The 21,585-nt window shown below is 63.4% G+C and carries 19 protein-coding genes; 11 read left to right on the forward strand and 8 right to left on the reverse strand.

Going from position 1 to position 21,585, the window contains the following annotated elements; translation table 11 throughout:
- Positions 1-3: 3 nt before the first annotated feature.
- The gene (locus tag NR193_RS07030) at positions 4-1,494 is read left to right on the forward strand and encodes an amidohydrolase family protein (RefSeq protein ID WP_256750145.1); all 1,491 of its coding nucleotides are present in this window, start codon (positions 4-6) and stop codon (positions 1,492-1,494) included.
- On the opposite strand, the gene NR193_RS07035 is transcribed toward NR193_RS07030, so the two are convergent.
- From NR193_RS07035 to NR193_RS07065, 7 genes are read right to left on the reverse strand one after another with little or no spacing between them, the layout of a single operon-like run.
- Complete coding sequence (locus NR193_RS07035) at positions 1,479-2,144, reverse strand: cysteine hydrolase family protein (RefSeq protein ID WP_256750146.1); 666 nt, start codon at positions 2,142-2,144, stop codon at positions 1,479-1,481. The genes NR193_RS07030 and NR193_RS07035 overlap by 16 nt on opposite strands.
- Positions 2,141-3,424 carry a Zn-dependent hydrolase gene (locus NR193_RS07040; RefSeq protein WP_256750147.1) on the reverse strand — a complete coding sequence of 428 codons (1,284 nt, stop codon included), beginning with the start codon at positions 3,422-3,424 and terminating at the stop codon, positions 2,141-2,143. Before NR193_RS07040 ends, NR193_RS07035 begins: the two co-directional genes overlap by 4 nt.
- A complete protein-coding gene (locus NR193_RS07045) occupies positions 3,421-4,578 on the reverse strand; it encodes an FAD-binding oxidoreductase (protein WP_256750148.1) in 1,158 nt (385 codons plus the stop codon). Before NR193_RS07045 ends, NR193_RS07040 begins: the two co-directional genes overlap by 4 nt.
- Positions 4,575-5,873, reverse strand: coding sequence for a Coenzyme F420 hydrogenase/dehydrogenase, beta subunit C-terminal domain (locus tag NR193_RS07050; protein ID WP_256750149.1), 1,299 nt, complete (start codon positions 5,871-5,873; stop codon positions 4,575-4,577). The genes NR193_RS07045 and NR193_RS07050 overlap by 4 nt, the downstream gene beginning before the upstream one ends.
- A gap of 46 nt (positions 5,874-5,919) precedes the next feature.
- A complete protein-coding gene (locus NR193_RS07055) occupies positions 5,920-6,834 on the reverse strand; it encodes a nitrilase-related carbon-nitrogen hydrolase (RefSeq protein WP_256750150.1) in 915 nt (304 codons plus the stop codon).
- Positions 6,819-8,249 carry a dihydropyrimidinase gene (gene hydA, locus NR193_RS07060; protein ID WP_256750151.1) on the reverse strand — a complete coding sequence of 477 codons (1,431 nt, stop codon included), beginning with the start codon at positions 8,247-8,249 and terminating at the stop codon, positions 6,819-6,821. Before hydA ends, NR193_RS07055 begins: the two co-directional genes overlap by 16 nt.
- Before the next feature lie 32 nt (positions 8,250-8,281).
- On the reverse strand, positions 8,282-8,632 hold the full coding sequence (locus NR193_RS07065) for a RidA family protein (RefSeq protein ID WP_256750152.1): 351 nt from the start codon (positions 8,630-8,632) through the stop codon (positions 8,282-8,284).
- Positions 8,633-8,948: 316 nt separating this feature from the next.
- Between NR193_RS07065 and NR193_RS07070 the strand changes: the two genes are divergently transcribed.
- From NR193_RS07070 to NR193_RS07115, 10 genes are all read left to right on the forward strand, one after another.
- Positions 8,949-10,199 (forward strand): MFS transporter, encoded by a 1,251-nt coding sequence (locus tag NR193_RS07070; protein ID WP_256750153.1) that lies wholly within the window; start codon positions 8,949-8,951, stop codon positions 10,197-10,199.
- Positions 10,199-10,966 (forward strand): SDR family NAD(P)-dependent oxidoreductase, encoded by a 768-nt coding sequence (locus tag NR193_RS07075; protein WP_256750154.1) that lies wholly within the window; start codon positions 10,199-10,201, stop codon positions 10,964-10,966. The genes NR193_RS07070 and NR193_RS07075 overlap by 1 nt, the downstream gene beginning before the upstream one ends.
- Positions 10,967-10,996: 30 nt before the next feature.
- A complete protein-coding gene (locus tag NR193_RS07080; RefSeq protein WP_256750155.1) occupies positions 10,997-12,016 on the forward strand; it encodes an NAD(P)-dependent oxidoreductase in 1,020 nt (339 codons plus the stop codon).
- A gap of 11 nt (positions 12,017-12,027) precedes the next feature.
- Positions 12,028-12,960 carry an allantoinase PuuE gene (locus NR193_RS07085; RefSeq protein ID WP_256750156.1) on the forward strand — a complete coding sequence of 311 codons (933 nt, stop codon included), beginning with the start codon at positions 12,028-12,030 and terminating at the stop codon, positions 12,958-12,960.
- 22 nt (positions 12,961-12,982) lie between these two features.
- Positions 12,983-14,317 carry a dihydroorotase family protein gene (locus NR193_RS07090; protein WP_256750157.1) on the forward strand — a complete coding sequence of 445 codons (1,335 nt, stop codon included), beginning with the start codon at positions 12,983-12,985 and terminating at the stop codon, positions 14,315-14,317.
- A gap of 8 nt (positions 14,318-14,325) precedes the next feature.
- A complete protein-coding gene (locus NR193_RS07095; RefSeq protein WP_256750158.1) occupies positions 14,326-15,099 on the forward strand; it encodes an SDR family NAD(P)-dependent oxidoreductase in 774 nt (257 codons plus the stop codon).
- A gap of 272 nt (positions 15,100-15,371) precedes the next feature.
- Positions 15,372-16,502, forward strand: a complete 1,131-nt coding sequence (locus NR193_RS07100; protein ID WP_256750159.1) for an Acg family FMN-binding oxidoreductase — start codon at positions 15,372-15,374, stop codon at positions 16,500-16,502.
- Between the two features lie 109 nt (positions 16,503-16,611).
- On the forward strand, positions 16,612-17,529 hold the full coding sequence (locus NR193_RS07105; protein ID WP_256750160.1) for a DnaJ C-terminal domain-containing protein: 918 nt from the start codon (positions 16,612-16,614) through the stop codon (positions 17,527-17,529).
- A complete protein-coding gene (locus tag NR193_RS07110) occupies positions 17,526-17,873 on the forward strand; it encodes a chaperone modulator CbpM (RefSeq protein WP_256750161.1) in 348 nt (115 codons plus the stop codon). The genes NR193_RS07105 and NR193_RS07110 overlap by 4 nt, the downstream gene beginning before the upstream one ends.
- Before the next feature lie 677 nt (positions 17,874-18,550).
- Complete coding sequence (locus tag NR193_RS07115) at positions 18,551-19,948, forward strand: TolC family outer membrane protein (protein ID WP_256750162.1); 1,398 nt, start codon at positions 18,551-18,553, stop codon at positions 19,946-19,948.
- Positions 19,949-20,188: 240 nt separating this feature from the next.
- Here the strand turns inward: NR193_RS07115 and NR193_RS07120 are convergent, their stop codons facing one another.
- On the reverse strand, positions 20,189-21,355 hold the full coding sequence (locus tag NR193_RS07120) for a diguanylate cyclase (RefSeq protein ID WP_256750295.1): 1,167 nt from the start codon (positions 21,353-21,355) through the stop codon (positions 20,189-20,191).
- Positions 21,356-21,585 lie beyond the last annotated feature (230 nt).

The following is a 21,585-nucleotide window of genomic DNA, read 5'->3' on the forward strand; positions in this document are numbered from 1 at the left end:
CTGATGCCATACGACCTCGTCATCCGCCATGCGACGTTGATTTCCGGTGACGGTTCGGCGCGTTTCGAAGCCGATCTGGCGGTTGCCGGCGACAGGATCGCCGCCATCGGCGTACTGGATGACGTGCGCGGCGCGCTGGAGATCGACGCCTCGGGCAAGATCGTGGCGCCGGGCTTCATCGACGTGCACACGCATGACGACGGCGCGCTGCTGGCGCCGCATGGCATGGACCCGAAGATCAGTCAGGGCGTGACCACGGTGATCGCCGGTAATTGCGGCGTGAGCCTCGCCCCCTTGCTGCTCGACAGGACGCCACCGCCGCCCTTCACGCTGGTCGGCGGCCAGGAGAATTTCCGCTTCGACCGCTTTGCCGACTATGTCGCGGAACTCAGGCAGCGCGGCATCGCCACCAATGCGGCGCTGCTCGTCGGCCACACCACCTTGCGCCAGCGCGTCATGCCGATCACCGACCGCCCTGCCAATGACGCAGAGACGGTGCTGATGCAGGAAGCGGTGGCGCAGGCGATGGCCGAAGGTGCGTTCGGGCTCAGCACCGGCCTCGACTATCCGCCGGCGGTCAACTCATCGACCGAGGAGGTCAAGACGCTCGCGGCAACGGCGGCACGTCTTGGCGGGCCTTATGTCACCCATACGCGCAACTATTTCGAGACGATGGACGAGGCGATCGAAGAAGCCATCGACATCGCCGACCATGCCGGCGGCAAGCTGTTCATCTCGCATCACCAATGCACCGGCCGCGCCAATTTTGGCAAAAGCGGCCCTTCGCTGAAACGGATCGACCGGGCGCGCGAGACAATGGACATCGGCATGGATGTCTATCCCTATGCCGCGAGCTCGACCGTGCTGCGGCTGGAACGCTGCGATACAGGCCTGAAGATCCTCGTCACCTGGTCCGATCCGCATCCGGAAATGGCAAGGCGCGAGCTGAGCGACATAGCGCGCGAATGGAATTGCAGCGAACGCGAGGCAGGCCAGCGATTGCTGCCGGCGGGTGCCGTCTATTTCCAGCTCGACGAGACGGATGTGCGAAACATCATCGCACATCCGCGCACCATGATCGGCTCCGATGGCCTGCCCCATGACATTCATCCACACCCGCGCCTGTGGGGCACTTTTCCGCGCGTGCTCGGCCATTATGCCCGCGACGTCGGGCTGTTCAGCCTGGAAGAGGCCGTGCATCGCATGACAGGCCTGCCGGCGCGGGAGTTCGGTATCGACCGGCGCGGTGTTTTGGCCGAAGGCAATTTCGCCGATCTCGTCATCTTCGACCCCGCGACGATCATCGACACCGCTACCTTCGAGCAGCCGCGTCAGCCCGCCGCCGGTATCGAGCATGTTTTCGTCAACGGCATATCCGTCTGGCGCGATGGCAAGGCGACCGGCGCACTGCCGGGCACGGTTCTCAAGCCGCCGGCGTCATCCAAAATCATCAAGGGCGGGTGCAAATGCGGTGCTGATCACAGTGCTTCGTAGAGCCGGTCGACGGTTTCCAGCGTGTAGGTGAACTCCACCGGCCTTGTGCAGCGCCAGCCGTCGAACGGCTGTCCGGCCAGCGCCTTCAGCGCTTCGGGCACGCGCATGATGCCGCCGCCGTATAGGCGGTTCGCCATGTCGAGCATGCCGGTGCGGTGCATGGCCTCGGTCATACTGCCGCAGGCATCCTTGACCAGCCAGACCCTGAACCCCTGATAGACCGCGTCGAAAACGCTCTCGGTGACGCAGCTGTCGGTCAGCACGCCGGCAACCATCAGGTTTTCGACCTTGAGTGAGGCAAGACGTTGCGCAAGATGCGTCCTGCGGAAGACGCTCGGCCAATGCTTGTGGATCACGATATCGCCAGCCAGCGGCGCGACCTCGGCGCAGATATCGGCGCCAGCGCTGCCGGCCACGGCCGAACGGAATTCCTCGGTCAGGATTTCCTCCTGCCGTGCATAGCCGTTGCGTTCCTCAGGCTTGACCCAGGCCTGGGCGTGGATGACCGGCATGCCTACCGCGCGTGCCGCGGCGATCAAGCGGGCGGCGTTGGCGAGCACCGCGTCATAGCCGACAACCGGCCAGGCGGCGCCGGGGCGGTATTCGTTCTGCAGATCGATGGCGAGCAATGCGGTCGCGGCAAGGTTCATGGCTGTTCTCGGGGATTATCAAAGTCGGTGACGAAACGGAAAAGCAGACGGATCGCCTGGTCGAGATCGGCGATGTCCATGCTTTCATGAGGATTGTGGCTGCCATTCTCGTTGCGCACGAAGAGCATCGCGCTCGGGATATTCGCCGCGGCGAAGGTGGCGGCGTCATGCCCGGCCCCACTCGGCACATGGGGTGCACGCATCTGCAGATCGCCGGCGGCACGGTCGAATGCGGCGATCAGTGCCGGCGACATGGTTGCCGGCTCCCAGGTGAAGCGTGGCCCGGCCTCAAAAGTGACGCCACGCCTAGCCCCGACCTCGGCGAAAAGCGCATGAAGCCGCGTTTCGATCCTCTCCAATACGGCGGCATCGGCGCTGCGCACATCGAGCGTGAAGCGAAGTTCGCCCAGCACCCGGCTGCCGCCATGCTGGCTCGGATCGGATTCCACCCGCCCAAAGGTGATGGTGGCCTCGTGGCCTTCGCGCTCGAGCGCGTCCCACTCCGCTTCGAGACCGGCGACCAGATCGGCAAAGCCGAGCACGCTGTCATGGCGGGCAAAGCGCGGCTCGGCGCCGGAATGGCCGTAGGCGCCGAAGCAGGCGGCATCGACATAGCGAAAGCCGCCGGCAATCCCGGTCACGATGCCGACCGGCACGCCGGCGGCCACCAGGCGCGGGCCTTGCTCGATATGGACTTCGACGAAGGCTGCGATGCGGCTGGCTTCGATGCCGGCAACGCCGCGCCTGACCGCGTCGGGATCGAAGCCTTCCTCGCGCATATGCTCGGCCAGGGTCCGGCCGTTGTCGGATCGCCTGGCTTCGAGCGCCTGCGGTTCGAGCAGGCCGAGAGCGGCCTGGCTGCCGGGATAGGACAGAGGAAACCACACCGCCTCCTCGGCGCGCGTCGCCAGCAAGGTGAGATCGCGTGACGGGCGCTTGCCCTGAGCGACAAACTCGGCGATCACCGCAAGTCCCGCCACGACACCGGCGGCGCCGTCGAAATTACCGCCATGCGGCACGCTGTCGAGATGCGAGCCGATAATGATCGCCGGCAGGTCGGCGTTGAGGCCTTTCAGCGTCAAATAGAGATTGCCGGCGGCATCGACACGCGCCATGGCGCCACGTCTTTCTGCTTCCTCGCGGATCAGTTGATGGGCGAAACGCTCGCCGGGGCCGTAGGCCACCCGCGTTATGCCCGGTGCGTCGGTGGTGGCCTCCGCCAGCGCGTCCAGCACGCGCCCGGCAAGAGCGCCACCTATCGTCAGGCCGGTGGCTGTCACGACGCCGAAACCTGGCGAGCGCTCCGCAGCCTTTGCGGGGTGAGATCCGACAGCTCAACACCTTGCCTGGCGACGTCGTCGGGAAGGCCACCGCCGCCGATCAAGCTGGCGCAGACGCGCGACAGCGCTGGCGAGGTCTTGATGCCGTAGCCGCCCTGCCCGACCACCCAGATGAAATCCGGAACCGCGTCATCGGGCCCGACGACCGGCGAGCCGTCGGCGACGAAGGTCCTGAGGCCCGCCCATGAACGCGACACGCGCTGCACTTCGATCGTCGTCGCCTTTTCGAGACGCTCGGCGCCGATGGCGACATCCATATCGTCGGCATAGGCATCCATCGGCGCCGACGGCGTCGCATCCGCCGGCGAGACGAACAATTGGCCCGCATCCGGCTTGAAATAGAATTCGGCACCGACATCGTTGACCAGCGGCCAGTCGGTGATGTCGACACCGGCGGGTGCTGGAATGTTGAAGGCGGTGCGGCGCTTGGGTTGCAGGCCGATCGGGCGCACGCCGGCCATGACAGCGATCTCGTCGCCCCAGGCGCCGGCGGCATTGACGAGCGTTGGTGCAAGGAACGTTCCCGCCTGCGTCTCGACACGCCATTGGCCGCCTTGCCGGCCGATACCCTTGACGCCGGCATTGGTGACGACCCGGGCGCCGCGCGCACGAGCACCGCGCAGATAGCCCTGGTGCAGGCCGTTGACGTCGATATCCATCGAATGCGGTTCGATGTAAGCGCCGGCGAGATAATCAGCGCGCAGCACCGGCACGCGCGCGATCGCCTCGGCGGGCGTCATGGCGACGATCGAGGGAACCAGGGCCTGGGCGGCCTCCAGATCCTGAGCCAAGAGCTCGAGTTGATCGGCGCGCGCCACCGTGATCATGCCGCGCTTGCTGAGCAGCGGATAGTCCGAGAAGCCGGTGGGCGGTTCCATCATGAACGCCCGGCTTGCCAGCACGATCCGGCGGATGACGCCGTTGCCGTAATTTTCGGTGAAACTCGCCGCCGAGCGGCCGGTGGTATGGTAGCCGCAATGGCTTTCCCGCTCGAGCAGGACCACCTTGGCCGAACGGGAGATCTCAAAGGCGGCGCCGGCGCCGGCAATGCCGCCGCCAATGATGATCACGTCGGTTTCCTCGGCGGCACTCATACAGGCTCATCCTTCAACGTGGCTGCACCGGCTCCGCTACGCGGCACCGGAGGCGGTTCCCCCAGGCGTCCGCGGCGGGCGCGGTCGCGAGCGCCGCGCCCCTCGGCGAGATTATCGGCCAGCGAATTCTGCAGCGCACAGTCCTCCAGGGCCAGGTCGATCACCGCAGGGACCGGTTTGCCGGCCATCTCAATGCCTTTCAGCCGCGCCCACACGGCACGGCGCTTGCGAACCTGATGCGACTGCAGTTCGCCGAGCTCGGCAAAGCTGGTCTCGCGCTTGATGGCCAGTGCGCCGGCGGCAACGGCGGCATCGAACAGTTCCAGCCCACGCCGGGTGCGCACGATGATGCCGTTGAGCGCTTCGTCGTCGAGCGCTGGCCCGCCATTCAACCAGGCATCCGAGGCGACGATGTCGGCCACCTGGCCGATCGCGTCGGTGCAGATCTTGCAGCGCGGCTGGATCATCCACTTGTCCTCGTCTTCCCACAGCTGCCGGTAGGTGAGTTCGAAAGCGCGGCCGTCCCTGGTCTCGACCCGGTTGAGCCCGGGATTGCCATGCCCTCTGTAGCGGAACAGGGCAAGCTCTTCCTCGCCGAGACCGAAGCGCTGCAGCACCTGCTCCGATTTCGACAGGTCCGAGGCGCCGCCGCAGACGAAGGCCAGGGCATAGCGCATCAAATCATCGACGCGCGGATCGAGCCGCGCCAGGTTGCGCACGGCGGTGATGTCGCAAGGCTTGGCAATCAGCGCAAAGGGCTCGCCGCGGTCGAGGATCTCGCCGAAATCCGCCAGCGGCGCCACCGGGCCATAGCGCGACCCGGCGCCTTCGAGGACCGAAGCCGCGTCGAAGCTCAGGCGCTGCTCGCTGCGCATCGGCGCTGACTGCGATGCGGCGACGTGCAAGACAAAGCTGACGCGGTCGGAGTCCAGCAAGAACTGGCCGAGTGCCGTCAGCACGCCACCGCTCGACGCCTGAAACCGCACCGTCGGGTCCACCGCATGGCCGAGGACCAGCCGTTCGGCGGATCCCCAGATGGTGTCTTGCACAGCCGCATCGTTTGTTTGCGCCTGATCCGGACCGGCGATCCGCGTCCCCGGGCAAACGGCGTTGATGCGCGTCAGTGTCGGCCGGTCGAGTGTCTGCCGGACAAGCGGACGGAGGCGACCTTCAGGTGTCATGACCATCTCGACTACGCCGGGGCCGGCAAGCGACGGGCACAGCCCACAGCCGATGCACAGTCCGTTCTCGACGATTTCGCCCAGCGACAGGGGAATGGCCGGATGCACCCTCATACCTTGCATTCGACTGGCTGGGTCGCGGCCCATTTGAATCTCAACATCAGACCTGCTCGGCGATCAGGCGATACTGGTCCGGGCGGCGATAGAGGGCGAAGTCGAAGTTCACCTTCCGGCATGTCGCGATCAAGTCCAGATCGGCGCGATGGACGATGACCTCGTCACCGAGCGAAAGCGCCTGCGCGGCGATCTCGCCGGTCGGTGCGATGATGCAGGAGCCACCAATCAGCGCCTGGCCGTCTTCGAATCCAGCCTTGGCGGCGGCCGCCACCCACAGCGTGTTCTGATAGGCGCCGGCCTGCATCGGCAGATGGTTGTGGAACATGCGCAGATGCGCCAGCGCCGGCGCCTCGTCGAGCAGCAGCGGCGTGTTGTAGCCGATGAGCACGACCTCGGCGCCATTCAGGCAAAGCATCCGGTAGGTTTCCGGCCAGCGGCGATCGTTGCAGATAGCGAGACCCACACGGACGCCGCGATAGTCGAAGACGGGAAAGCCGAGATTGCCGGGCTCGAAATAGCGCCGCTCCAGATGCGTGGTCGTGCCCTCTTCCGGTTCGCTCGACCCCGGCACATGCATCTTGCGGTAGCGGCCGATGAAATCGCCATCGGGGCCGACGAGGTCCATGGTGTTGAAGCGGCGTGTGCGGCCGTCTTCGCGCACGAGTTCGCAGTAGCCGAGTGCGAAGCCGATCTTCAGGCGGGCAGCGGCGTCGTAGAGCCGCTGTGTTTCCGACCCCGGCATGGCGCGTTCGAAAAAGGCCTCGATCTCGGCGGTATCGTCGATGCGCCAGCGCGGAAAGAACGTCGTCAGCGACATTTCAGGGAACACCGCGAGCTCGGCTCCGGCAACTGCCGCCTCTTCCAGCAAATGGACAAGGCGGCCTACCGTCTCGGCGCGCGAGGCGCTGCGCTGGATAGGCCCGGTCTGGCAGACCGCGATGGTCAGGCATCTAGCCATGGGGTCGTCTCCTCGACAGGTTTTCCGGATCGGGCCGGATCGGCGGCGGTGCGTGGCAGGAACTGTCCGAAACCCGGCTGCGCCCGCAGCACGCCGTCGGCAATCACCGGCACGCCGCGCACCAGGACGGTGGTCGGCTTGCCGGTCACGCTCCGGCCCTCGTAGGGCGTGAAGTCGACGCGCGAATGCAGGGCCGCATGGCCAAGCGTCCAACGTGCCGTGGGGTCCCACAGCGCCAGGTCGGCGTCGAGGCCAACGGCGATCCTGCCCTTGGCATGCGCGAGCCCATAAACCGTTGCGGCATTGCGCGAGGTGAGATCGAGATAGCGGCCAAGCGTCAGCCGGCCGGTCAGCAACCCCTCCGAGAACAGCAGCGGCAGCCGCGTTTCAATGCCGGGGATGCCGCTCAGCGTGGTGTTGAAGCCGGGCGTTTCCGCCCTGCCTATCTTGTCGGCGAAAAAATAGGGGGAGTGATCGGAGGACCAAAGATCGATGCCGCCATCGATCAGCGCCTGCCACAGATGCTCTCGGCTGCGGGGCGAACGAGGCGGCGGCGAAAAGACGAAGCGTGCCGCATCCCTGGCCGGACGGTCGAGATCAGCCGCACCGAGAAACAGATATTGCGGACAGGTCTCGGCGACCACATCGACGCCCCGGGTGCGTGCCCGTGCGATCTCCTCGGCCGATTGCCAGGAGGAGACGTGGACGATGGTCATGCGCGCACCAGTCATTTCCGCGAAGGCCAAGGCGCGATGCGTCGCCTCCCGCTCCATCGTCTCGCTGTGGGCAACGACATGGTAGCGGATGTCGGTGCGGCCGAGATCGATCAGGCGCTGGCGCGTGCGGCGGATGGCAGCGTCGTTCTCGGCATGGACCATGACGATCCAGCCAAGGCCGCGCGCAGCGTCCAGTATGTCGAAGAAGAGATCGTCGTCGACCGCGAAACCCTGATAGGTCATGAAAAGCTTGACCGAGGCGATGCCGCGCATCGCCAGCGAGGAAAGCTGCGCCTTGACGTCGGCGCCCGTGCCCATGGTCACCACGGCGTGCAGTCCATAGTCGATCACCGCGCGGCCCGCGGCGCGATCTAACGCACGATCCACCGCATCGACGCTCGACATATCGGGGCCCGGCATGCCGAACGGAACGATGCAGGTGGTGCCACCGAACGCGGCCGATATGGTGCCGGACTCGAAATCGTCGGCATTGCCCGCGCCACCCCAGACCGGCTGGTCAAGATGGCAATGGGCGTCGATACCGCCGGTCATGACCCAACGGCCGCCTGCGTCGAGCAGCGTCGCCCCCGTCAGCCCGCTGCCAATGGCTGCGATACGGCCTTCGTCGATGCCGATGTCGCATTCGGCCCAGCCGTCGTCGAGGGCAACGCGTCCACCTCTGATCACCAGCTCATGCATCGGTTTTGCCGCCCCCTTTGCGGATCCGGCTCCTAGCCAACAGCCGCCGTCACCATGATCTCTACGCGATACTGGTCGCCGGCAAGCCGCGCCTCCACGGTCGCGCGGACGGGCATGGCACTCCTGTCGATCCACGCGTCCCACGCCGTGTTCATCATGTCGAAATCGGCGATGTCGCGCAGCCAGATCTGGGCGCTCAAGAGCTTGGTCTTGTCACTGCCGGCCTTGGCCAGACAGGCATCGATCTTGGCAAGGATTTGCTTCGTTTGTTCCGTAGTGTCGCCGGAAAGATCGTCGGCGGTCAGACCGGCCAGGTAGACGGTGCCGTTGTAGCGCAGCACACGGCAGAAGCGTTGGCCGTTCTCGAGACGTTCGATCGTCATGCAGGTTCTCCCGTTGGCGGATTTCGGTTTTCGGCAGTTTGGCCATGGTATGGAGCAGACAAAACGACTGTAAAGCCCGACAGACGGCGAGGCGCTGCTTTCCGCAATTCGGATGGCCAAAAAAATTGACGCCATAGCCGTGTCAATCTTCGTTTGTGACACGCTTGGCTCGGTGTAGCTTCCGTGAGGGCGAGCAGCAGCCGCTGATCAACGGCACTGCCAAGGGGAGCCGTCGCAATGCATGAAAGTCCCGCGTCGGTCATCGGCCCCGCTTCCGATTCCCGATGCGTCTCGTAGCCGGCTGACGGCGGCATCCATGGGGCCGATCGCTCGATATCCGAGGGGCTTCTGGCGGAACGCGGAACGCTCGCGCGCCTTGCTGCCGATCATGGCCAGCATCTGTCTCGCCTGCATCGGCAGCGCCATGCTGACCACCGCCGTGTCGTTCTACCTTGGAAAACCCGGTATCGCCCCGGACGTGGTCCAGATCGTGCTGACAGCCTATCCAGTCGGCTTCCTGATCGGGTGCCTGATGACGCGTCCGCTGGTCGCCCGGTACGGCCATGAGCGAACATTCGTCGTGATCCTGGCAACCGCACTGCTGGCGGCCGCGGGCTTCGTCCTCACCGACTTCGTGCCGAGCTGGTTCTGCTTCCGGCTGCTCGGCGGCATGTCGATGGCCTCGATGTTCGTCGTCTGCGAAAGCTGGATCAATCTCTATGCCGAACAGCACAATCGCGGCGCGATGTTTTCGATCTACATGCTGACGACGGCGATAGCGGTGCTGCTCGGACAGGTGCTGGTCGCGCTGGTCGGCCCAAAGTCGCCGCATCTGTTTTCCGTCGCCGCGGTTATGGTGCTGCTGGCGTTCTTGCCAAAAGTCGCCGGACTGCGCTGGCCCGCGCTGCCTTCGGTTCCGGCCGATCCGACGCCGGCGATCGGAACAAGGGCCGCGCGGCTGGGGCCGCTGGCACTTTTCAAACTGGCGCCAGTGACGGTCGTCGCCATCTTCCAGGCCGGCATCACCAACATGAACATCTTCGTGCTGACGCCGATCTACGGGACGCAGATCGGATTGTCGGCATCGACCACGGTCTGGCTGGTCACCACGATAAGCATCGCCGGCATGCTGGCGCAGACGCCGGTCGGCTGGCTGTCGGACCGGTTTGACCGACGCGTGATGCTCTTGGTGCAAGGGCTCGTGGCGGTGGCGGCCTGCGCATCGATCGCCTGGTTCGGCACGCTCTCCGTGCCGCTGCTGTTCGTCCTGTTCTTCCTCTATGGCGTGACCGCGCTGACGATCTATCCGGTGGCGATGGCATTCGCCGCCTCGCAGCTGCCGGTCCGGCACATGGTCGCCGCCTCTGGTACGCTTCTCCTGCTCTATTCGATCGGCAATGTGGCGACGCCGGGCGTCGCTGCCGGGTTGATGGCGCATCTCGGTCCGCCGGCCATGTTCCTTTTGCTCGGCGGTGGAGCGGTGCTGGTTACGCTCGCAGCCTGCTACAATCTTGTGCGCCGGCCGGCCTCGGCACCGACCGCGCAAACTGTCGAGGAACAGGTTTGATGACGGACAACCCCGCGACGAACCGGCTGAAAGGCCGCGTCATCCTGATCGCAGGTGCCGCAAGCGGCATTGGCGCGGCCATTGCCCGCCGCTGCGCCGCCGAAGGCGCCTGGATAGTCTGCGCCGACTACGACGGTGCGGCGGCGCAGACACTTGCCGACGAGCTCGGCACCTCGGCGGTCGCTTGCCAATGCGACGTCACCGACGCCGTCTCCGCCAGGAGCGCGGTCGACATTGCCGAAAAACACTTCGGCCGGCTGGACGGGCTGGTGCACAACGCCGCCGCACCTTCGACGAACGCCACGGTCGTCAATCTCGACGAAAGCTCCTGGCGGCATGAGATCGACGTCAGCCTGACCGGCGCGTTCCTGATGAGCAAGTTCGCGGTGCCATTGATCGCGGCAGGCGGCGGCGGTTCGGTGGTGTTCATCGGCTCGCAGTTCGGACGCGTCGCAACCACCAGGGCCGTCGCCTATTGCGCCGCCAAGGCAGGGCTCATCCACCTCGCCAAGGCGATGGCGGTCGACCACGCGCCCGACAAAATCCGCGTCAACAGCCTGTCGCCGGGAGCGGTGGCGACCACGCGCCTGCTGCGCAGATTTCCAGACTTCGAGGCGGCCAATGCCGGCCTCGGACCGGCGCATCTGCTTGGCCGGATCGCCGAGCCCGACGAGATCGCGGCGGCGGCGGCGTTCCTGCTGTCGTCGGACGCATCCTTCGTCACCGGCTCCGACGTGCTCGTGGACGGCGGCTATGCGACACGCTGATATCGCTCACTCGTTTTCACAGGAGTTCACATGACGCTGCTCGTCACCGGTGGCACCGGCTTTGTCATGAGCGTGGTCGCGCGCGAATGGCTGGACCGTGATCCGCAAGCCCGCGCCGTGATTCTGGATCGCTCGGGGCTCGATGCGATCGCCGAGAAATTCTTCGCCCCGGTGCGCGACCGCCTCACCGTGCTGACGGCGAACATATTGGAGCCCTCCGCCTGGACGGCAGCGCTTGATGCGCACGACATCACCGCGATCGTGCACGGCGCGACGGTGACGCCGAATTCGCGCCCGAGCGACCCGCAGATGCAGCCGGAGGCCCACAATCCGGCCGATATCGTCGACGTCAATCTGATGGGCACGGTGCGCATGCTGGAATGGGCGCGCGGGCGACCGGGCATCAAACGCTTCGTCTATGTCAGCTCCGGGTCGGTCTATCGTCACAACGGGCCGGACTGGAACGGCGAACCGCTGCCCGAGGACGGCTATGTGGCGCCGCTGACGCTCTACGGCATCTCGAAATTTGCGGCCGAAATGGTCACCAACCGCTACGCGGACCTGTTCGGCCTTTCCGCCGTCTCGGTCCGGTTGTCTTCGGTCTACGGTCCGATGGACCGCGTCACCGGCAGCCGCAACGTCCGCCATCTGCCCAACCGCGTCGCGCATATGGCGCTGGCCGGCGAGACGATCCGGCCGAACAGTCTCGAACCCCTTGGCGACTATGTGCTGTCGAGCGATGTCGCCAAGGCGGTCATGGCGCTGCTCGACGCAAAGCACCTGCGCTACCGCCACTACAATATCGGCAGCGGCGGTACGCAGACCGTCGGCGATTTCATCGCTTGGGCCACCGAGCGCGTTCCCTGCCTGAAGGCCGAGCTCGCCCCGACCGAGACGGCGAACATTGTGATGAACGCGGCGCTGAAGACGGGCATGTGGGGCGAATACGACCTTGCCCGCATCGAGCGGGACACGGACTGGCGGCCAAGGCCAGCCAGGCAGGCCTTCCACGACTACATGGATTGGATCGCCGCCAACGAGGGTCTTTGAGGAGAAAGCCGATGCCGACCGATCCGCCGCCAGCGCCGCAGCCGCGCGACTTCGTCGGCTATGGCCCGCGCCCGCCCTTCGTCACCTGGCCAGGCGGCGCCAAGCTCGCCATCAACCTGGTGCTCAACTACGAGGAAGGATCGGAATATTCCTGGGCAGAGGACGGCCGCAACGACAATTGGGGCGAATACAATCTCGCCAGCAGCCCGCCGGTGCGCGACCTCGGCACCGAGACCCATTTCGAATATGGCAGCCGCGCCGGTGTGTGGCGCCTCGCGCGACTGTTCGACCGATACAGTATTCCAGTCACCATCTCCGCCTGCGCCGTGGCGCTGGAACGCAATCCGGCGGTCGTCGAGTGGATGAACGCGCGCGGGCATGACCTGCTCGGCCACGGGTTGCGCTGGGTCGACTACACGACGATGGAGCGGAGCGAGGAAGAGCGCCAGTTGCACGAAGCAGTCGCCCTTTACCAGAAGCTGACGGGCAGGCGCCCCTCCGGCTGGAACTGCCGCTCGTTTCCGAGCGTGAACACGCGCGACCTGCTGGTGCGGGAGGGCGGCTTTCTCTATCACTCCGATCCCTGCAACGACGACCTGCCCTACTTCGTCGATCACCAGGGCACGGAGATATTGGTCGTGCCCTATTCCAAGACCCTCAACGACAGCCGCTATCTGGTGGCGCCTGGCTACAGCAATCCGCGCGACTTCGCCGAGGATTGCCGCTCGGCGATCGACTACATGCTCGGCGAGGCGGATGAGACCGGCGGCCGCATGCTGACGATCGGCATCCATGCGAGATGGATGGGCCAGCCCAACCGGGCATCCGGGCTGCGTGAGGTGATCGAGCATGTGAAGACGAACCCGGCCGCTGCTTTCATGCGGCGCGAAGACATCGCCCGCTTCTGGCTCGCCAACCACGCCAGTTTCGAGCGGCGCGGCTGACCAGAACAACGGGAATGGCGGCATGTTCGAAACGCTGATCCGGGGAGCCACCATCGTCAACGCCGAAGGGCTCGACCGGCGCGACGTCGGCATCATCGGGGGCCGGATCGCAGCGCTCGTCGCACCCGGCGAAACGGCTGTAGCCGGAACCGTCGTCGAAGCCAGGAGCTGTTTCCTGCTGCCCGGCCTGGTCGATGCGCATGCGCATCTGCGCGAGCCTGGACTGACGCACAAGGAAGATTTCTCCTCCGGCACGCATGCAGCCGCCCTTGGCGGCGTGACGACGGTGCTCGACATGCCCACCGACGAACCTTGGACGGCTACGGCCGAACAGCTTGCCGACAAGATGGCGATGGCCGAAGGCCGCATCCATGTCGATGTCGGCTTCCAGGCCGTGGTCAGCCGCGACCTGTCGTTCACCCCTCGCCTGCTCGAGTTGGCGCCGGTGTCATTCGAGCTGTTCACCGCCGATGTACCGGAAGCCTTCCTGTTTTCGACTTTCGATGAAATTGCCCGGGCTCTGGCGAATTTCGACCGGGCCGATACGCTGATCGGCATTTCACCGGGCGATCAATCGATCCTGACCGGCAGTGTGGAGCGTAACAAAGCCGGGACGATTGCCGACTTTCTCGACAGCCGCCCGCCTTTGGCGGAAGCCGGCGGCATCTCACGCGCCGTGCTGGCCGCCGCCGCGACGGGAGCCCGCATCCATGTCCGGCAGATCAATTCGGAACTCGGCACAAAGGTCTGGAGCAGGCTGCGCGACCTGGCGGATGCCAGTGTCGAGACCACGCCGCAGAATCTGTTCTTCAGCGCCGACGACTACGAGACGCAAGGCGCCCGGCTGAAGGGGTCGCCACCCTTGCGATCGCTGCGGGATGTCGATGCCTTGCGCGCGGCTCTCGGCGCTGGACTGATCGACATCGTCGCCACCGATCATGCGCCGCACGCGCCAGCCGAAAAGGCAGCATCCTACGCGGCCTTCGCCGACATTCCGGGCGGCATGCCAGGGCTGCAGACGCTGCTTCAGGCGATGCTGAAACTGGTCGACGAGGGTCTGATCACGCTGCCCGATCTGGTGCGCCTATGCGCTCGCAATCCTGCAGAGCGCTTCGGCCTTGGCCGGCGCAAGGGACGGATCGCAGCCGGGTGGGACGCCGACATGCTGATCGTCAATCCCAGGCAATCCAGTACCGTCGCCAATGCCGATCAGCTGTCGCGTGCGGCTTACACGCCGTTCAATGGCTGGACCGTCAAGGCATGGCTGACGAATGTTTTCCTGGGCGGAAAAGAGATCGTGCGCGACCAGGTGTTGATCGATCCGGCGCAGGGCAAGCCTGTTCGTCGAGAAAGCTGAAGGACAATATGCCGCTGCTCACCGACAAGGTCGCGATCGTCACCGGCGCAAGCTCCGGCATCGGCCGCGCCATCGCCCTGAAGCTCGCGGCGGAAGGCGCCAGCATCGTCATCGCCGATACGGTCGAACTGCCGATCGAGGGCGGCGAGAGCACCGCCAGCCTGATCGGGCAGGCCGGCGGAACGGCGATGTATGTCAAGACCGACATTGCGCAGTGGAATGCGGTCGATGCGCTGGTCGCGGCAACCGTCGCGCGCTTCGGGCGGCTCAATGTGATGGTCAACAACGCGGCGGTCTACACCAGCACCAACCTGATCGAGACATCGCCCGAGCAATGGAGCCGCGTCATCGGCGTCAACCTGACCGGCTTCTTCCACTGCTGCAAACGGGCGGTGATGCAGATGCGGGCCCAAGCGCCGGTCAACGATGTGCGCGGCCGCATCATCAACATTTCCTCGCAGCACGGCATGGTCGCTTGCCCTGGCGATTTTCCCTATTCGGTGACCAAGGGCGGCATCGTACAGATGACGCGGCAGATCGCCGTCGACCACGCCGGCGACCTCATCGTGTGCAACGCCATCGCGCCCGGCAAGATCATCACCGGCAAGCCGGGCGTGGCCAACGATCCCGACGCACTCGACTATTCACGGCGGCGCACGCCGTGGCCACGGCTTGGTGCCCCGAGCGATGTCGCGGGCGCTGCCCTGTTCCTCGCCAGCGACATGGCGAGCTATGTCACCGGCATCAACCTGATGGTGGATGGCGGCTGGATGGCAGGCTGATGGGTGCAGGAATCAGGAGTTGACCTCCCCTGCCTCTTCACAACCTCTCCGGCAGCGAATGAAATAGGCGTGAAGAACCGACCTAAGAATCGTGATGGCCGCTTCCGCGACAGCGATCTGCTGCCAGAGCTGTTCGAAACAACGAACGAGCTATTGCAGCTGCTGGTCGCTCAGGGTCGCGCCTGACGAAGACGCAAAGTCGAGGCCACCGCCACAGTAGGCAATGATTCAAATCAAAGCCAGGCGGGGTCTGGTTGTAATATGCAGCCATCATGTCTGAGGTTCATCAAGGCCGTCGCCGGTTCCTGGCCGCGCTTACCGTCGGAGCAGGGCTTGCCGCGATTGGTGGCGGATCCGCGCTTGTTATGAACGCCCGGGGTCTTTCCGGTTATGAGGGCGCTATCAACGCCACGTGGCGCCATAGCGACAGCACCGATCTGCCACTGTCATCGGCCCGACGAGAACTTGTCCGTTACGCCACCCTGGCGGCAAACAGCCACAACACCCAGCCTTGGCAATTCCGGCTCTCGGACCGCTCCGTCCTTGTGCTGCCCGATCCCGGGCGTCGCTTGCCCGCCGTCGATCCCGATGACCATCACGTGTTCGCCAGCCTCGGCTGCGCCGTCGAGAATATGGTTCAAGCGGCTCGCGCGTTCGGACTTCGGGCGGTTCCGAGCTACGACCCAGTTGCGCGCGGAATACGGGTCGACCTGGAGGCCGCGCTGCCCGAACGGACGGACCTGTTCGACGCCATCCCGCATCGTCAATCGACGCGCGCTCTCTATGATGGGCGGTCTGTCCCGCCCGGGCATCTGCGGCTTCTGGAAGCCGCCGGGAACGGCGACGGTGTGCGGATGCTGCTTTTCACCGAGCGGCAGCAACGTGAAGACATCCTCTCCTATCTCGTCGCAGGCAACAGTGCGCAGTTGGACGATGTCGCGTTCGTAAAGGAATTGGAATCGTGGATTCGATTCAGCTATGGCGAAGCCCTTTCGACGCGAGACGGCTTGTTTTCGAAATCCTCCGGCAGTCCAGTCCTGCCAGGCTGGATCGGCCGCTTGATATTCAGCCAGGTGTTCACCAAGGGTGCCGAGAACAGGAAATACGAGAGCCAGCTCAGGAGTTCGGCCGGCGTTGCCGTGTTCGTCTCCGACAAGAATGAACCGGCCTCTTGGGCCGAAGCCGGCCGTTGCTGCCAGCGATTCGCCCTCCAGGCGACGGCTCTCCAACTGCGGCATGCTTTCATCAATCAACCGGTCGAGGTTCCCGTCGTGCGAGGCCAATTCGCAACCTATCTGGGTATCGGTGACCGTCGACCGGATCTCGTGATGAGGTTCGGCTATGGTCCCAAATTGCCCAGATCGCTCCGCCGCCCCGTGGAGCACGTCATTCTTCGGGCGTAGGTTCGGCATGCGCTTCGCGAGCTGTCCGGCATGGCGTGAAGAAAAGCAGCGCGTGACGCGTGCCGATCCTTTCATGGCTGAGCGGGGAGATTGCTATGGGATCAGGTGAATGAAAGACCCTTACGAGACGCTCGGCGTAGCCCGCACTGCCACCGACAAGGAGATCAAGGAGGCGTTCAAGAAACTGGCGCGCAAGTTCCATCCCGACCTGCATCCGGACGACAAGGCAGCGGAAGGGAAGTTCAAGGACATCTCCGCAGCCAACGATCTGCTCAAGGACAAGGAGAAGCGGCGCCGCTTCGACGCGGGCGAGATAGACGCCTCCGGAGCGGAACGGCCACGGGAGCGGTTCTATCGCGACTTCGCCGACGGCGGTGTCGACGCCTCGCACGCAGCCAACGAAGGATTCGCCAGCAACGAGGATCTGGAAGAATTCCTCAGGCGGGCGTTTGCAGGCGGCGGTCAGCGGGGACACGAGACTTTTCAGGCGCGCGGCCAGGATGTGAGCTATGTGCTGCCGGTGGAATTCATGGACGCGGTCAATGGCGCCCAGCGCACGATCACGCTGCCTGAAGGCAAGACGCTACAGGTGACGATCCCCGAAGGAGCCGAGGACCGGCAAATGCTGCGACTGAAGGGCCAGGGCATGGCCGGATTCGGCGGCGGAATGGCAGGAGACGCTTACGTTGAACTGCATGTCGAGCCGCACCCGTTCTTCCATCGCAAGGACGACAACATTCATGTCGAGGTTCCCGTTACCCTGAAGGAGGCGATGCTTGGCGCACGCATCGAGGTTCCGACCATAAGCGGTCCTGTTGCGATGACTATCCCGAAAGGGTCGAACACCGGCCAGACGCTGCGACTGCGCGACAAGGGCATTCGGAACCGCAAGACCGGACAACGCGGACACCAGCTGATCACCCTGAAGGCTGTTCTGCCCTCGGCCGAAGAGCACGAACTGGTTGCGTTCCTCGAAAACTGGCAGCCGAAACATCCTGATCACCCCCGCAAGGAGATGCTGGCATGATGCGCATCGATGACCTTGTCGAGCGCATAACCGCGCTCCAGCGCAGCGATCTCGAGGCCTGGATCCGGGACGAACTTGTCGTGCCGCGGCAGGACGCCGGGACCATGGTCTTCAACGACATGGAATTCGCACGCGTCCGTCTGATCTGCACGCTTCGCTATGAATTGGAGATCGACGCCGACACGCTGCCGGTCGTCTTGTCACTGATCGATCAGCTCCACGAAACGCGGCAGCGCCTGCGATCGCTGAGCGCGGCCGTAATGACGCAGGACAAGTCCGTTCAGGCCGCAATCATCGCTGCGATGGAGCGGGACAGCCCCGCGCCCGGCAGCGAGGAGACATAGTCGAGCACGCAGTCCCCAACGGATCGGAAGCGAGCCGGCCATGTCGACCCGGCTCAACCGAAACTGCTTTTGCACCACCCTCGACCGAACTGCACTTTCCGCTGCGCTTGATCGGGGGGTCAGTGTCGTGAGCTGCGTCCGCTACCAACCTGTCCCTAGCCATAAAAAACGGGGCGCTCCTAGCTGGTGAGGCTCCCGGAAAGTCGAACGAAGCATGAGCATCATGCGGCGCGCATGATAGCAAAAATCAGAAATGTCCAGAAACAATTCTTTACAAAAATCAGCTTCGGCGCCCGCCTGTCGAAGTTTATAGGTATGACATCTCATCTCTATACAGTGATAGCTTGGCTGTTGCCATTGCTGCACAGACGCAAATGACGCCAATTTTACAGGTGTAAACCAAAGTGGAAAAATTTGGAAAGATAGATACTGACAAAAAACAAACAAAATCTCCGTACATTACTGCACCTTTGAGACGGAAGAAATACTCAAAAAACAGACTTGGTATAAAGCGGCGAATTCCTGGCGAAATTGATGAAAGTGCATTTGTTAAAACAAACTTCCTTGTCAAAATTCTGAAATTTTTCAAGCTTCTCAAAATCTGATGATTTGTCGGTGTGACGAAACATCTATTTATTCGGCCCAAGGCGGATGCTGCGATTTCGAAAGTCAGGTGAATGGTTAGCAAGCTTCAGTCCGCGGCGGTTTTTCTGACATGCATTTTCACGCCGGCACTCGGACGGGCCGAGACTGTCTTCGACGCAATGTCGAAGGCGTATGCGCTGAATTCGACGTTGAATTCATCCCGCGCCGGTGTGCGGATCACCGATGAAAATGTTGCGATAGCGAAGTCCGGCTTGAGGCCGACAGTGAATGGCTCCGCCAGCGTTGGATATCTTTCTCAATCCAAGACGAAGCTTTCAACAGGGGGGTTTATTTCCCCGGGCAGTCGCTTGTCGACAGGTTCCTTCGGGATAACGTTGGACCAGACTCTGTTCGACGGATTCCAGACGCCTAACAACGTACACGTCGCCGAGGCGAAGGTGAAAGCCTCGAATGAAGATCTGCGCAGCGCTGAACAGGACACCCTGTATGCAGCCGTAAGTGCTTACACCGATGTATTTGCAAATCGCCAGATTGTCATCTTGCGAAGAAAGAACTTAGCCTTTCTGAACGAACAATTACGTGCAGCCGAGGATCGATTTCGAGTTGGAGATGGCGCGCGCACCGATGTCGCTCAGGCGCAGGCCAGCCAAGCCGAGGCGCTATCGCAGCTGGCCAGTGCCGAGGCGTCGGTCTTGTCCAGTGAAGCAACGTACCGCCAGGTTGTAGGTGAAGCGCCGGGGAAGCTGCAGCCAACCAAGCCGATTGCCAAATTGCTGCCTTCAACGCTCAAGGCCGCATTCGCGGTCGCGCAGACCGATCACCCAGCCATTCTCAGTCCAGAGCATCTCGTCGATGCAGCAGAGTTCTCGGTGAAGTCTTCCGAGGGGGCACTTCTTCCGAGGGCCTCGGCTGAAGTCAGCATCACCCGGCTCTATCAGAACTACTCGCCTGAGATTTCGTACTCTCCCAACGGCTACTATAACTCGGCGGAGATCGGCGCGACCTTGAACGTTCCAATATATCAAGGCGGTAAAGCCTCGGCCGAGATCAGGCAGGCCAAGGCGGCGCTGGCGAAGGCGCGGATAGAAGTTGATGTCAATCGGGATCAGGTTCGCAGCGCGTTAGCGTCACAGTGGAGCCAATATCAGGCTGCCGGGGTGGCGGTTCAGGCAAATCGACAAGCCATCTCTGCGGCACAGCTGGCTTTGCAGGGCGTTATCGAAGAACGCAACGTCGGCCAGCGCTCCACGCTCGATGTCCTCAATGCGCAGGCGTCATTGATCACGACGCAGATAAATCGTGTGTCGAGCGAGCGCGACGAGGTTCTCGCAAGCTATGCAATCCTTTCTGCGATCGGCCATCTTTCCGCTTCCCGCCTTGGGCTGCGGGTCACGGAGTACAAGCCCGACGAGCATTATCGCGCGGTCAGGGACATGTGGTCCGGGCTTCGGGCGCCCGATGACAAATAAAACCGAAACCTAGGCCAGGCCCTAGCACGGGGTGTCAGATTTCTGGTACCTCGCAATAAGGGTGCGTTCGCCCGTTTGCGTGGCATACCAAGCAGGCAGAGGAGGTGCCTTGGCAAGCTGGCACGCTCGCAATTCCCGCCAGCCGCGATGTACGAGACAGGGCGCCGAACTCAGCACGTCCTGAGACCATGGGATTGTGAAATCGGGACCGGCTCGGCGCAGCGGGACGCGCGTGGCCCTTCACGGAACCACGTGAACGGCGGCGAGCTTTAGTGACGAAATACTGGCCGGCGGCCTCTCTTCTTCCACCGCTCGTGCCAGCCGGTTGCGACCGTCAGATTTGGCTTTGTAAAGCAGTTGATCGGCTCTCACCATCACGTCATGGAGGCTCTCCGCGGATCGACGCTCGACAACCCCGAAACTTCCAGAAACGCGACGCGAAGTGGGTATTCGATCAAAGGCCTGGCGTTCTATCCGTTTTCGAATCCGCTCCGCGACGGCGGCGGCGTCTTCCTCCGGCGTGTCAGGCATCAGAATAGCGAACTCCTCCCCACCAATCCGGCCGGCGATGTCGGATGATTGCAGCTCGCTGACTAAAATCGCACCTACCTGTCGAAGGACGTCGTCGCCGGCGGGATGACCATAGGTGTCGTTGATCGACTTGAAGTGATCGAGGTCACAAAGGACGAGAGAAACGGAGGCTCCGCCGGCTCGAGTGACCAAAACGCCAGATCGCTCCTCGAATCCTCGCCGATTGAGCACACCCGTGAGCGGATCGTTGTCACGCTCGCGACGAAGATCATCCAGAAGATCGGATAGCGCAGCCGCCAGGATCGCGAAAGCGAGCGCGGCACCAAGGACGGCCAATGACACCTGCAGCGCCTGCCAGAACGGCGATTGGCCGAAGTCGCGCGCCGAGAACAAAGCGTTCGGCCCGGCCGTGAGCGCGGTCCTCGGAAAGAACTGAACCGCAAAGACGAACATGATCCAGAAAAGAGCACGATCCACCGGCCTTGTCCGTGGTCCGGGAACGAGCCGAAGCGATGCGATCAGCAGGATCGCGCCATATCCAAAATTCTGGATATAAATGCGCGCAAGCACATGCGGCGTGACATAGCAGAAAAACCAGATCAGGCCCGTGATGACCAGCAGCATCGCCAGCTCGACGCGCAGCCCGAGTTGTTTTTGCGATCGCCCGAGGATCCCTTCGGTGGCCGCAATGACAGCCGATGTGTAAAACACGCTTGATATAACCGCGTTAGGATACGCCGAGTCCGGAAGATGGAAGATCTGCACCGAAGCGCCCGCGCAGAACAGTATGCAAGAGAGGGCAAGAAGCAGCAGGTAGTGCCGTTTTCGCTCGACCAGCCAAGCGCAGCAAAAAACAAAGGAAAACACAAGAAACATCCCTGGGGCGATCAAGGACATTGCGATCGTTGACGGGGACTGAGTCATTCTTTCCCTTGTTGAGACCTTACCTTCGCTTTCCTGATTGTTGTCACGGCACGCTACCAAATCACGCCCAATGATGCCTGAATGCGAATGGTAAGATTTTACGCAAGCCGTGGACAGGCTGTGGACTTCGCGAAAAGGTGAGGATTGCGCGCGATGGCGAGATCGAGCCCGCTTCGGCCGCA

Origin of the sequence: Mesorhizobium sp. Mes31 (assembly GCF_024519675.1) — a bacterium.
Classification (GTDB): domain Bacteria; phylum Pseudomonadota; class Alphaproteobacteria; order Rhizobiales; family Rhizobiaceae; genus Mesorhizobium.